The sequence below is a fragment of the Jeongeupia wiesaeckerbachi genome (genome assembly GCF_050916355.1).
Lineage (GTDB): Bacteria > Pseudomonadota > Gammaproteobacteria > Burkholderiales > Chitinibacteraceae > Jeongeupia > Jeongeupia wiesaeckerbachi.
Window position 1 is genome coordinate 2796004 of the sequence record NZ_CP136946.1, and the last position, 12703, is coordinate 2808706.

Genomic DNA, 12703 nt, shown 5'->3' on the forward strand with positions numbered 1-12703 from the left:
GCTCTGCGGATTAGTGGGCGAGGCGGCTGGTCGCATTGACCAGCGCGTCGAGCTTGGCGCGGGCGGCGCCGTTGGCGAGCGCTTCGTGCGCGGCATTGATGCCGTCTTCGAGCGTGACCGCAACGTTGGCGGTGTAGATTGCAGCGCCGGCGTTGAGGAGCACGATGTCACGCGCCGGGCCGGCCTCGTTCGCCAGTACGCGATGGATGATGTCGGCCGATTGTTGTGCGTCGTCGGCATGAAGTGCCTGGATGTCGCATAGCTCGAAGCCGTAATTGCGTGGGTCTAGCTGGTACTCGATGATTTCGCCGTCCTTGAGTTCGGCAACCGAGGTGTTGCCGGACAGGGTGATCTCGTCGAGGCCATCGCAGCCGTGGACGATCATCACGTGCTTCGAGCCAAGCTGTTTGAGGACGCGTGCCTGGATGCCGACGAGGTCGGGGTGAAAGACGCCCATCAACTGGTTGTCGGCGCCGGCCGGGTTGGTCAGTGGGCCGAGAATGTTGAAGATCGTCCGCACGCCGAGTTCGCGGCGGATCGGCGCGACGTACTTCATTGCCGGGTGGTGGTTCGGTGCGAACATGAAACCGAGGCCGACTTCGTCGATGCACTGGCCGACCTGTTCCGGTGTCAGGTTCAGCTTGACGCCCAGCGTCTCGAGAACGTCGGCTGAACCGCTGCTCGAGCTGACCGATCGGCCGCCATGCTTGGCGACCTTGACGCCGGCTGCTGCGGCGACGAAGGCCGAGCAGGTCGAGATATTGAAGGTGTGCGCGCCGTCGCCGCCGGTGCCGCAGGTGTCGACCAGATGGCGGCGGTCCTGTACTTCCACCTTGCTGGCGAACTCGCGCATGACGGTTGCTGCGGCGGCGATTTCCGACACGCTTTCGACCTTGGTGCGTAGCCCCATCAGCAGTGCGGCGGTTTGTACCGGCGTCATTTCACCGGTCATGATCTGCCGCATCAGGTAAACCATTTCATCGAAAAACAATTCGTTGCTGTAGATCAGCCGGCTGAGCGCGGCCTGGATGGTAATCATGATGGCGTTTCCGAATTCAGTTCATGTAGAAGCGCGACAACTCGTCGGCCCGGTGCCGGTCCAGATCGATCCGGCAGGTCTGCATGGCAACGCCAGCGACCGAGCCACCGTAAAACGATACGCCGGCCCAGTTGCAATGCGTGTCCCGGTAGGCCAGGTAGGCGGCGACGTCCGACTCGAACAGGCCAAGGGCATGGCTGTTTGGCGTTGTGGCTTCGAGTCGGCGCATCGCAGCACGCGCCGCGGCCTCGGCGCTCAGCCGATCCTGTGTGGCATCGGTTTCGAGCTGCCCCAGGCACTGGCTCAGCTCGGCCTGATTGTTGCTGCGCTGATCGCATTCGCTGATCGCCGGGGGCGAGGGCTGGGCATGGGCCAGCCCGGTCGCAAGCAACAGCGCAGCTGCATGTTGGCGGATCACGCCCATTCCTTGAGGAAATTGTCGAGCATCTGGTGACCGTGTTCGGTCAGGATCGATTCGGGGTGGAACTGCACGCCTTCGATCGCCAGTGTTTTGTGACGCACGCCCATGATCTCGCCGTCGGCGGTCCAAGCGGTGACCTCAAGGCAGTCGGGCAGCGTTTCGCGTTCGATTGCCAGCGAGTGGTAACGCGTGACGGTGAACGGCGAGGGCAAGTCTTTGAATACACCGACGCTGGTGTGCTCGATCGGTGAGACCTTGCCGTGCATCAGCGTTTTGGCGTGGATGATCTTGCCGCCGAAGGCTTCGCCAATGGCCTGATGGCCCAGGCAAACGCCCAGAATCGGCAATTTGCCGGCGAAGTGACGGATGGCCTCGACCGAGATCCCGGCGTCCTTCGGTGAACAGGGGCCTGGCGAGACCACCAAGTATTTGGGCTTGAGGGCCTCGATCTGTTCGAGCGTGATTTCGTCGTTGCGGTAGACGTGGACATCCTGACCGAGTTCGCCGAAATACTGGACGATGTTGTACGTAAACGAGTCGAAGTTATCGATCATCAAGAGCATGGCGGAATTCCTTTGGATCTGGGCGTGGAGCGGCGTGACGACCTAAGTGGTCTTAGGCGTCGAGGCCGGCTTGAACGAGTTCGGCGGCGCGCAGTACCGCACGGGCTTTGTTCAGCGTTTCCTGCCATTCGCTCTCGGGCACCGAGTCGGCAACGATGCCGGCGCCGGCTTGCATGTAGAGCGTTTCGTTCTTGACCACGGCGGTGCGCAATGCGATCGCCACGTCCATGTCGCCGTTGAAACCGAGATAGCCGACGGCGCCGGAGTAGATGCCGCGTTTGCTCGGTTCGAATTCGTCGATGATTTCCAGCGCACGGACCTTGGGGGCACCGGAGACGGTGCCAGCCGGGAAGGTGGCCTTCAGCACGTCGATATTGCTGAGGCCGGCTTTGAGCTTGCCCTCGACGCTTGAGACGATGTGCATCACGTGCGAATACCGCTCGATCGTCATCCGGTCGACCAGTTTGACCGAGCCGGTTTCGGCGACACGGCCGGTATCGTTGCGGCCAAGGTCGATCAGCATGACGTGCTCGGCGATTTCCTTCTCGTCGGCCAGCAGCTCGGTTGCCAGTGCTTCGTCGTGTTCACGCGTCTTGCCGCGCGGTCGGGTGCCGGCGATGGGCCGGACGGTGATTGTGTCGCCTTCAAGCCGGGCAAGGATTTCCGGCGATGCGCCGACGATATGCATGTCGCCGAAGTGGTAGAAGAACATATATGGCGACGGGTTGATCGACCGCAGCGCGCGGTACAGCGCCAGCGGGTCCTGATCGAAGGGCATCGTCATCCGTTGCGACAGCACGACCTGCATCACGTCGCCATCGGCGATGTAGTCCTTGGCCTTGAGGACGGCTTCCTTGAATGCGGCCTCACCGAATTCCGATTGCGCGCTCGTGACCGTCTTGGCCGGGCCGGACAGCGGTAGCTTGGCCGGTTCGCGCAGCTTCAGTCGCAGCTCGGCCAGGCGGGCTTGGGCACGCTCGTACGCTTCCGGGTCATCGGTGTTGGCGTAGACGACGAGGAAAAGCTTGCCTGAAAGGTTGTCGACGACGGCAAGCTCCTCGGACAGCAGCAGCTGGATGTCCGGCAGGCCGAGCGGATCGGGCTTGGTACAGTGGGCGAGCTTCTTTTCGACGTAGCGGATCGTGTCATAGCCGAAGTAGCCGACCAGGCCGCCCATGAAGCGTGGCATGCCTGCAGGCGCCGCGGCGTTGAACTGCTTCTGGTATTCGGCGATGAAATCGAGCGGATTGCCTTCGTGGGTCTCGACGACGCGATCATCGTGGATGACCTCGGTGTGCAGGCCGCTGACCGTGATGCGGGTGCGGGCGGGCAGGCCGATGAACGAGTAGCGGCCGAAGCGCTCGCCGCCGACGACCGATTCGAGCAGATAGGAATACGGGCGATTGGCGAGCTTCAGGTAGACCGACAACGGCGTGTCGAGGTCGGCGTACAGCTCGAGGATGACGGGAATACGGTTGTAGCCTTGGCGAGCCAAAGCAGCGAATTCATCGCGCGTGATCATGACAACTCCAAACGAAATTCAAAAAGGGGCCGGGTGGCAGGGATCGCTTACCAGCGACGCCATCGCCATTCGAGCCAGATTTCGTTGGAGTGAAACGCCATGATCAGGTATCGGAGAGGTGCTTGGGGGATGTCTTGTATCTTGCCCAATGCGGCTGCAGGGGTCAACCGCGTTGGCGCGGCTGCCCCGATATCGCGCCAGACGCGCCTCAGTTGGCGTCCGGGAGCGGTTCTCCCTTGGGCCAGAGCAGCCAAAGCCGGCCGGGCTGCTTCATCTTGCCGGCGAGTTCACCGGCTGCATCGCCCTTGCCCCAGAAGAAATCGGCGCGCACCTGGCCGCGGATGGCGCCGCCGGTATCCTGTGCCGCGGCGATCCGCGTCAGCGGTGCACCGTCGGGTCGCGTGGTGTCGATCAGCATCGGTACGCCGGCGGGCACGTGCTTGGTATCGACGGCCAGGCTGTAGCCGGCTGTCAGCGGCACACCCAGCGAGCCGATCGGACCTTCATCGCTGTCCGGCAGCGTGCGGAAGAACACATAGCTCGGGTTGCTGGCGACCAGCTGGTTTATCTTGGCCGGATTGGCGCGTGCCCAGGCGCGGATGCTTTGCATGCTGACGTCGGCAGCCTTGAGTTCGCCTTGTTCGATCAGCCATTTGCCGATCGCGCGGTAGGGCCAGCCGTTCTGGTCGGCGTAGCCGAGGCGCAGTTCACGTCCATCGGTCAGACGGACACGGCCAGAGCCCTGTACCTGCAAAAACTGCAGATCCATCGGATCGGGCAGCCAGGCGAGCACCGGCGCATCGAGTTTGCTGCTGCGGGCGAGCCGGGCGATTTCATCCGCGTCGGCGTAGGGCTTCAACGCTTTTCCGTCCAGACGGCCGCGCAGGCGTTTGCCTTTCAGTTCCGGATAAACACTGTCGAGCTGAACGGTGATCATGTCGTTCGGCGGCCCATAGACCGGTACGGTGTTCTGGCTGGTGCGCTTCAGGCTGCCGGCGTAAACCGGTTCATAGTAGCCGGTGATCAAGCCCTGACTGCTGCCATCGGCGTTGCGTAGCGTTAGCGGGGTGAAGCGGCTGGTCAGGAATGCACGGACGCTGGCGGCATTTTTCGGCAGCTGAGCGGCATCGGCGCACAGCGTCGCCCAGCGCGCCTGCTTTTGCAGTCGCGGGCAGCCGCGTTGCCAGGCATTGAAGCCGGCCAGCCAATCGGCGTCGCTGGTGACGGGCAGTGCTGACCAGTCGACGGCCTGGTAGGGCGCCATGTCCGTGCTGGGCAGGGGGGCTGGCGTCGGCGTGACCGGTGGCGTGGGTTGCGATGGTGAGGAGGGGGCGGGCGGGGTGGCGCAGGCGGCGAGAACGAGTGTGGCGGCGACGCCGGAAAGCCGGCGTACAAAATGCGAAATCTGGGTCATCAGGGCGTGGTGTCGGGGTTGGGGTCGATGCCTTTCTTGAACGCCTGCAGTCCGGCTTTCTGCATTTCCAGCGTCTTGACGGTCATCTGCAGCATGCCGACCTGCATCGTTAACCATTGCTCAATCGTGCGCATTTCGACGATCTTGCGGTCGATTTCTTCTTCGGTCAGCGGTGGCATGAAGGGGTTGGGCGTGCCCGGCTTCAGGAATTGCGTAAAGAAGCCGAACGGGTCTTGCGGGGATTCGCTCATGGCGGGCTCCGGAAGCAACGGCGGGCACAGCGGGAAGCGGTGCGGCCCCACGGCGTGGGACCGCTTCCGATTTTAGACCTTTGCGGCGGCCTGTACTGCAGCAAGTGCAGCCATATTGACCAGACGACGGACCGAGGCGGTCGGCGTCAGGATATGGGCCGGCTTCGAGATGCCCAGCAGGATCGGGCCGATGGTCACGCCGTCGCCGGCGGTCATCTTCAGCAGGTTGAACGAGATGTTCGCTGCGTCCAGATTCGGCATGATCAGGAGGTTGGCGTCGCCCTTGAGCGTCGATTGCGGGAACACTTGCTGACGGATTTCGGCCGACAGCGCCGCATCGCCATGCATCTCACCGTCGACATCCAGATCGGGTGCCTGTTCGCGCAGCAGTTCGAGCGTGTTGCGCATCTTCAGCGCCGAAGGATCGCTCAGCGTGCCGAAGCTCGAGTGCGACAGCAGTGCTACCTGCGGCTGGATGCCGAAGTTGCGCACGGTGTCGGCGGCGAGCTGGGTGATCTCGGCCAGTTGGCCGGGGCTCGGGTCCTGGTTCACATAGGTGTCGGTGATGAAGATGTTGCCGGTCGGCAGCAGCAGCGCGTTCATGGCTGCGGTCGTCGTTGCGCCGTCTTGCAGGCCGAGCACGTTTTCCAGGTACCAGTGGTGACGATGGTACTGACCGTGGGTGCCGCAGATCAGCGCGTCGGCTTCGCCGCGCTTGACCATCAAGGCGCCGATCAGCGTGGTCTTGCTGCGGACATCGGCCTGAGCCAACTCTTCCGACACGCCCTTGCGCATCATCATCGAGTGGTACAGCGTCCAGTATTCGCGGTAACGCGGGTCGCTTTCCTGGTTGCACAGCTCGAAATCGACGCCGGGGCGGATGCGCAGGCCGAGTTTCTCGATCCGGTTCTGGATGACGCTCGGACGGCCGATGACGATGGGGAAGCACAGGCCGAGGTCGATGACTTCCTGCACCGCGTGCAGCACGCGCAGATCTTCGCCTTCGCAGAACACCACGCGCTTCTTGGCCTTGCGCGCGGCAGCGAAGACCGGACGCATGAACAAGTTGGATTTATAGACGAACTGCGTCAGCTCTTCGGTGTAGATGCCGAAGTCCTCGATCGGTCGCGTGGCGACGCCGGCTTCCATTGCCGCACGGGCAACGGCCGGGGCGATCTTGATGATCAGGCGCGGATCGAACGGCTTCGGAATCAGGTACTCGGCGCCGAAAGTCAGGTTCTCGTTGGCATAGGTGTCGGCGACGACGTCGGACTGTTCGGCCAGTGCCAGCTCGGCAATTGCGTTGACCGCGGCGTGCTTCATGCTCTCGGTGATCGCCGTTGCGCCGACGTCGAGCGCGCCGCGGAACATGAACGGGAAGCACAGCACGTTGTTGACCTGGTTCGGGTAGTCCGAACGGCCGGTGCAAACAATGGCGTCCGGGCGCACGGCCTTGACGTCGGGCGGCGAGATTTCCGGGTCGGGGTTGGACAGCGCCAGGATCAGCGGGTGATCGGCCATGCTCTTGGCCATGTCTTGCGACATCACGCCCGGGCCGGACAGGCCGAGGAACACATCGGCGCCGCCAATGGCGTCTTGCAGCGTGCGTGCTTCGGTATCGCGGGCGTAGCGTTGCTTGGTTTCATCCAGGTTGGTGCGGCCGGTGTGGATCACGCCCTTGGAGTCGCAGACGAGGACGTTTTCGCGCTTCACGCCGAGGGACACCAGCAGATCGAGGCAGGCAATCGCGGCAGCGCCGGCGCCCGAGGCCACCAGTTTCACTTCGCCGATCTGCTTGCCGATCAGCTTGAGGCCGTTCTTGACCGCCGCGCCGACGATGATGGCCGTGCCGTGCTGGTCGTCGTGGAAGACCGGGATGTTCATCCGTTCGCGCAGCTTCTGTTCGACGTAGAAGCACTCGGGCGCCTTGATGTCTTCCAGGTTGATGCCGCCGAAGGTCGGTTCGAGCGAGGCGATGATTTCGACCAGTTTTTCCGGGTCTTTCTCGTCAATTTCAATGTCGAATACATCGATTCCGGCGAACTTTTTGAACAGCACGCCCTTGCCTTCCATCACCGGCTTGCCGGCCAGTGGGCCGATATCGCCGAGGCCCAGCACGGCGGTGCCGTTGGTGATCACGGCGACCAGATTGCCGCGCGCAGTCATATTGCGCGCTTCGGCTTCGTCCTCAACGATGGCCATGCAGGCGTAGGCAACGCCCGGCGAGTAGGCGAGCGCCAGTTCTCGCTGGCTCGATAACCCCTTGGTCGGCGAGACCTGGATCTTGCCCGGCTTCGGGTAGCGGTGGTAATCGAGGGCCTTTCGTTTGAGTTCTTCGTCCATTTGGTTCTCCGTTGTGCCGGATACGCAGCCGTTCCGGTCTGATTGGGTTGTGAGCAGATGTTGTGATGCTGGGCGTGACGACAGGTGATTTCAAGCTAGGGTTTTGCCGGATGGGGGATACGCGTATTCCTTAGTGGCATTGTTTTTTGCATCGAGCAAACGGCACGGGCCGAACTTTGCAGTCCGGCCCGTCGGGCTCAGAAACGGATTTTTACTGCATCGTTACCCAGCCACGCCTGCAGTTCGGCGATCAGTGCGTCGTGCAGCGTCACCCTCCAGTCGAGCCCCAGTCGCAGCGCGCAGCGCGCGCCCTGGGTGCGGTAGTCGATCTCGACCGCGCAGGCGCCGCCGCCGTGCGTGGTCAGCAGCGAGGTCAGGCGCGCAGCGTCGGCATTGCCGTTGATCTGCAGATTGAGCGAGCGCGCGAAGTGGCTGCGCGCTTCTGCGACATCCATCACCGCGTCGGCGATCACGCGCAGGCCGCCCGAAAAGCGGTCCTCGCTGACCTTGCCGGCGACGACCAGCAGCGTGTCGTCCTTGAGCTTGGTGCGCTGCGCCTCGAAGACTTCCGAGTACAACGCCACTTCGATCTTGGCGTTACCGTCGTCGAGCTGCAAAAAGGCCATCCGGCCACGATCGCCGTTCTTGATCCGCAGGCCACCGACAATGCCGGCGAGGTATTGCAGCTCGCGCTTGGGCTCGAGCCGGTCGAGCCGGGTCTTGATCAGGCCTTTCAGGTCCTTGGCGTGCGCATCGAACGGATGACCCGATAGGTAGTGACCGAGCGCGGTTTTCTCTTCGGCAAGCTTGACCTTGTCGTCCCAGCGCGCGGTTTCGATCGGCTCGACCGTCGGAACGGCCGATGGCTCGAAGATGTCGAACAGCGAGTTCTGGTTGGCGTTGGCGGCCTCGGCTTCGGCCAGCTTCATCGCCTGCTCGACATTGGCCATCAGCCGTGCGCGGTGGTCATCGATGGCGTCGAAGGCACCGCCACGAATCAGCGCCTCGAGTACGCGCTTGTTGACTTCCTTCTTGTCGGTGCGCCGGCAGAAATCGTACAGGTCCTTGAACGGGCCGTTGGCCTTGCGCTCGGCGACGATCTGTTCGACCGCCCCCTGACCCACGCCCTTGATTGCGCCGAGCGCATAGCGGATTTGTCGCTTGCCGACCGGGACGAAGCGGTAAACGCTTTCGTTGATGTCGGGCGGCAGCATTTCCAGCCGGTTTTTCTCGATGCAGTCGTCGTAGAAGATCTTCAGCTGGTCGGTGTTGTCGAGTTCCGAGCTCATCGTCGCGGCCATGAACGCCGCGGTGTGATGCGCCTTCAGCCACGCGGTGTGGTACGACACCACCGCGTACGCCGCCGTGTGCGACTTGTTGAAGCCGTACTCGGCAAACTTGGCCATCAGGTCGAACAGCATTTCTGCGAGCTGAGGGTCGTAGCCTTTCTTCTTTGCACCGTCGGCGATCATCTCGCGGTGCTTGGCCATCTCTTCGGGCTTCTTCTTGCCCATGGCGCGCCGCAGCATGTCGGCGCCGCCCAGCGTATAGCCGCCGATGATCTGCGAAATCTGCATCACCTGTTCCTGATACACGATCACGCCGTAAGTCGGTTCGAGGCAGCGCTCCAGGTCGGGGTGGAAGTAATCGGGGACTTCCAGGCCCTTCTTGCGGTTGATGAAGGTGTCGACCATGCCCGAACCGAGCGGGCCCGGACGATACAGCGCCAGCACGGCGATGATGTCTTCGAAACGGTCGGGTTGCAGCTTTTCGAGCAGCCGCTTCATGCCGTCCGATTCAACCTGGAAGACGGCGGTGGTGTTGGCGTCGCGGAAAACCTGATAGGCGGCCTGATCCTCGAAACCCAGGCTCATCAGGTCGAGATACTCGCCGGTCTGCTCTTTGATGTACTGCAGCGCCAGCTCGATAATCGTCAGGTTTCTCAGGCCCAGAAAGTCGAACTTCACCAACCCGATCGACTCGACGTCGTCCTTGTCGAGCATCGACACCGGCGACGCATCGACGCCACTGGCCTGATAGACCGGGCAGAAATCGGTGATCTGGCCCGGCGCGATCAGCACGCCGCCGGCGTGCATGCCGATATTGCGGGTCATGCCTTCGAGCTTGAGCGCCAGCTCCCACAGCTCCTTGACTTCGTCCTCGTTGCGGACGCGCTCGGCCAGCTCGGGCACCATCTCGACCGCGTCGTCGAGGCTGAAATGCTTGCCCGGCGCGGCCGGAATCATCTTCGACAAACCGTCGCAGAACATATAAGGCAGGTCGAGCACGCGGCCGACGTCGCGCACCACGGCCTTGGCGGCCATGGTGCCGAAGGTGGCGATCTGGCTGACTGCCTCGGCGCCATACTTCTCGCGCACGTACTCGATCACGCGCCAGCGGTTGTCCTGGCAGAAGTCGATGTCGAAGTCGGGCATCGAGACCCGTTCCGGGTTCAGGAAACGTTCGAACAGCAGCGCGTACGCAGTCGGGTCGATGTCGGTAATGCCGAGCGAATACGCCACCAGCGAACCGGCGCCCGAACCCCGGCCCGGGCCGACCGGACAACCGTTTTGCTTGGCCCAGACAATGAAGTCGGCCACGATCAGGAAGTAGCCCGGGAAACCCATCTGGATGATGGTGTCGGTCTCGAACTTCAGGCGATCAAGATAGCGCGGGCGTTCGGCATCGCGGGCGGCGACGTCCGGATACAGCAGTGCCAGCCGCGATTCGAGTCCTTCCTTGGCGAGGTGGACAAGATAGTCGTCCAGCGTCATGCCGTCGGGCGTAGGGAAGTCCGGCAGGTAGTTCTTGCCGAGCGTGACGCTCAGATTGCAACGCTGCGCGATCGCGACCGAATTGGCCAGCGCTTCGGGCAGGTCGGCAAACAGTTCGGCCATCTCGGCCGGTGTCTTGAAGTACTGGTCGTCGGTGAACAGCTTGGGCCGGCGCTTGTCGGCGACCATATAGCCTTCGGCAATGCAGACGCGCGCCTCGTGCGCCTTGAAGTCGTCCGCCGCCATGAACTGGATCGGGTGCGTGGCGACGACCGGCAGGTCGAGATCGGAGGCGATGTCGAGCTGACCCTGCACGCACGGTTCGCACTCGGACTGGCCACTGCGCTGCAGCTCCAGATAGAAGTTGCCGGCGAACTGCCCGCTCCACCACTGCGCGACGGCCTTGGCCGCGTCGTAGTTGCCGGACAGCAGTGTCTGGCCGATTTCGCCCTGATGCCCACCCGACAGGCACAGCAGATGGCTGTTGTCGCCCTCGGCAATCCAGTCCTTGCGCAGCTCGGCGCGGTCGCGGTACTGATTGTCGCGATACGCGCGCGTCAGCAGCTCGCATAAGCGGCCGTAGCCGTCGCGATCGCGCGCTAGCAGCAGCACGCGGAACGGCTTGTCGCGATCCGCCTCGTTCTCGATCCAGGCATCCAGACCGACGATGGGCTTGATCCCTGCGCTGCGGCAGGCTTTGTAGTGCTTGACCAGACCAAACAGGTTCATCAGGTCGGACACGCCGAGCGCGGGCATGCCGAGTTTTTGGGCATGCTTGACGGCGTCGTCGATCCGGACGATGCCGTCGGTCACAGAGAATTCGGAGTGCAGGCGGAGATGGATAAAGGCGGGCTGATTCATCGCGACATTCTAGCATCCCGCCGACGGCGGTTTACTGTTCGCCGGACGGTTTACGCGGCGGGAAATGTGCCGTGGACGCCGGGTCAGGGGAGGGGGGGCGTTGTTATTGTGCGGCGCACAAAATAATGCTTGACGCAGGTGGGGGTGTTGATGAAAATGGCATCACAATGTTGCAGTGCACAAAGGAGAAATACACCATGTTCAACGTCAATCAGTTTGCCGAAATCAATCAAGCCAATCTCGAAAAATCGCTGCGCCTGAGCCAGATCGCACTGGGCGGCGTTGAGCGCCTGATCAGCCTGCAACTCGGCATTGCCCGCGATCTGCTGGCTGAAAATGTCGAAACCGCCAAGTCGCTGGCCGAGGTCAAGGATGTTCAGGGGCTGGTGAATCTGCAGCGCCAACTGGCTCAGCCGTCGGTTGAAAAGACCATCGGCGTTGCTCGCACCGTGTTCGACGCTGCCAGCGCAACGCATCACGAACTGAGCGCGCTGATCGAAGAGCAAGTGCTGTCGTTCAACAAGAACCTGGTTGGCACGCTGGATAGCGCGATTCAAAACGCGCCGGCAGGCACCGGTGCTGCGGTCAGCGCGCTGCGCAGCGCCGTTGAAACGGCCAGCAACGCGTATGACGCCGTTGCCAAGACAACGCAAAAGCTGGCTAGTGAGTTTGTCGAAGCGACCACCAGTGGCGTTGAGCAAACCGTGAAGGCTGCTTCGCGCAAAGCTGCAGTCTAAGCACGAAATCTGTACCCCAAACAGGGGTGCTTGAAGCAAACGGCCGCCCCTTGGGGCGGCCGTTTGCATGTCGGCATCAGGGTACTCAAGCCGATACTGGAATCGCTGGAATGCTGAGCAGCAGCTGAGCCAGTAGCGTGGCCGGGGCGATGGGCGTGCTGGGCTGTGGACCGGGCAGGTACTGCTGTAGCGCTGCCGGCAGGTCGTGAATCGGCTCGAAAGGCTGGTTTGCGGTCATCTGCAGATAGCGCATCGCATCGTGCCTCGCCTGATGTAGCGTTGTCTGGGTGATTTGCTGCCAGATTGCTGGGTCATAGGCCCACTGGGCGCGGGCAGTGCCGCCGAGCCAACCCAGCACGGCCAATGTTTGCGCCTGCCAGTGCTGCATTAGTGAGGCGACGAAGGCTGCAGCGCCCGTGCGTCCAAGATGGAGCCATGCGTGTTGGGCCGGCGGGGAGAGTGCGTCCAGCAGCTGCGTCACGCCGGCAAGCGACGCAATGTCGCCCCCCGCTCCGATCATCCAGCCATGCGTTTGCGCTTGGGTGGTGTCGCCATGGGCGACAACGTCGACGACGCGCAGCGTAGGACGAAGCAGGCTTTGCAAATCATCGAGGGTGCCGTTGATCAGAACAACCTGCTGTGCGGGATTCAGTACGTCTGCTACCCCTTGGGCGAGCGGCAGCCAGATGAAGTGTGTGCCTTGGCCGGCACGAGCTTGCAGCGGTGCCAACAGCGTTGGCGGCGCCAGCACCTGAAGGGGTGGCGCCGCGTGGGGCAT

Annotated in this window: 10 protein-coding genes; 1 reads left to right on the plus strand and 9 read right to left on the minus strand. The window is 62.7% G+C overall.

Annotation, left to right across the window (positions count from 1 at the left end; translation table 11 throughout):
• Positions 1-10 precede the first annotated feature (10 nt).
• The 8 genes from trpD to dnaE all read right to left on the minus strand — a co-directional run bounded on the left by trpD (position 11) and on the right by dnaE (position 11188).
• The gene (trpD, locus tag R0382_RS13735; RefSeq protein ID WP_432720263.1) at positions 11-1039 is read right to left on the minus strand and encodes an anthranilate phosphoribosyltransferase; all 1029 of its coding nucleotides are present in this window, start codon (positions 1037-1039) and stop codon (positions 11-13) included.
• Positions 1040-1055: 16 nt separating this feature from the next.
• Positions 1056-1457 (minus strand): lysozyme inhibitor LprI family protein, encoded by a 402-nt coding sequence (locus R0382_RS13740; protein ID WP_432720265.1) that lies wholly within the window; start codon positions 1455-1457, stop codon positions 1056-1058.
• Positions 1454-2023, minus strand: a complete 570-nt coding sequence (locus tag R0382_RS13745) for an aminodeoxychorismate/anthranilate synthase component II (protein ID WP_432720267.1) — start codon at positions 2021-2023, stop codon at positions 1454-1456. The genes R0382_RS13740 and R0382_RS13745 overlap by 4 nt, the downstream gene beginning before the upstream one ends.
• Before the next feature lie 52 nt (positions 2024-2075).
• Positions 2076-3545: an anthranilate synthase component I gene (gene trpE / locus R0382_RS13750; protein ID WP_432720269.1), complete on the minus strand. Its 1470-nt coding sequence runs from the start codon at positions 3543-3545 to the stop codon at positions 2076-2078.
• A 208-nt stretch (positions 3546-3753) separates the two neighbouring features.
• Entirely contained in the window at positions 3754-4809 is a 1056-nt protein-coding gene (mltA, locus tag R0382_RS13755; protein WP_432720271.1) for a murein transglycosylase A, read from the minus strand.
• Positions 4810-4958: 149 nt separating this feature from the next.
• A complete protein-coding gene (locus R0382_RS13760) occupies positions 4959-5210 on the minus strand; it encodes a PhaM family polyhydroxyalkanoate granule multifunctional regulatory protein (RefSeq protein ID WP_432720273.1) in 252 nt (83 codons plus the stop codon).
• Positions 5211-5282: 72 nt separating this feature from the next.
• Positions 5283-7553: an NADP-dependent malic enzyme gene (locus R0382_RS13765; RefSeq protein ID WP_432720275.1), complete on the minus strand. Its 2271-nt coding sequence runs from the start codon at positions 7551-7553 to the stop codon at positions 5283-5285.
• 197 nt (positions 7554-7750) lie between these two features.
• A complete protein-coding gene (gene dnaE / locus R0382_RS13770; RefSeq protein WP_432720277.1) occupies positions 7751-11188 on the minus strand; it encodes a DNA polymerase III subunit alpha in 3438 nt (1145 codons plus the stop codon).
• Positions 11189-11259: 71 nt separating this feature from the next.
• Between dnaE and R0382_RS13775 the strand changes: the two genes are divergently transcribed.
• Positions 11260-11925, plus strand: a complete 666-nt coding sequence (locus R0382_RS13775; protein ID WP_432720279.1) for a phasin family protein — start codon at positions 11260-11262, stop codon at positions 11923-11925.
• Between the two features lie 85 nt (positions 11926-12010).
• Here the strand turns inward: R0382_RS13775 and R0382_RS13780 are convergent, their stop codons facing one another.
• Positions 12011-12703 carry a hypothetical protein gene (locus tag R0382_RS13780; RefSeq protein WP_432720281.1) on the minus strand — a complete coding sequence of 231 codons (693 nt, stop codon included), beginning with the start codon at positions 12701-12703 and terminating at the stop codon, positions 12011-12013.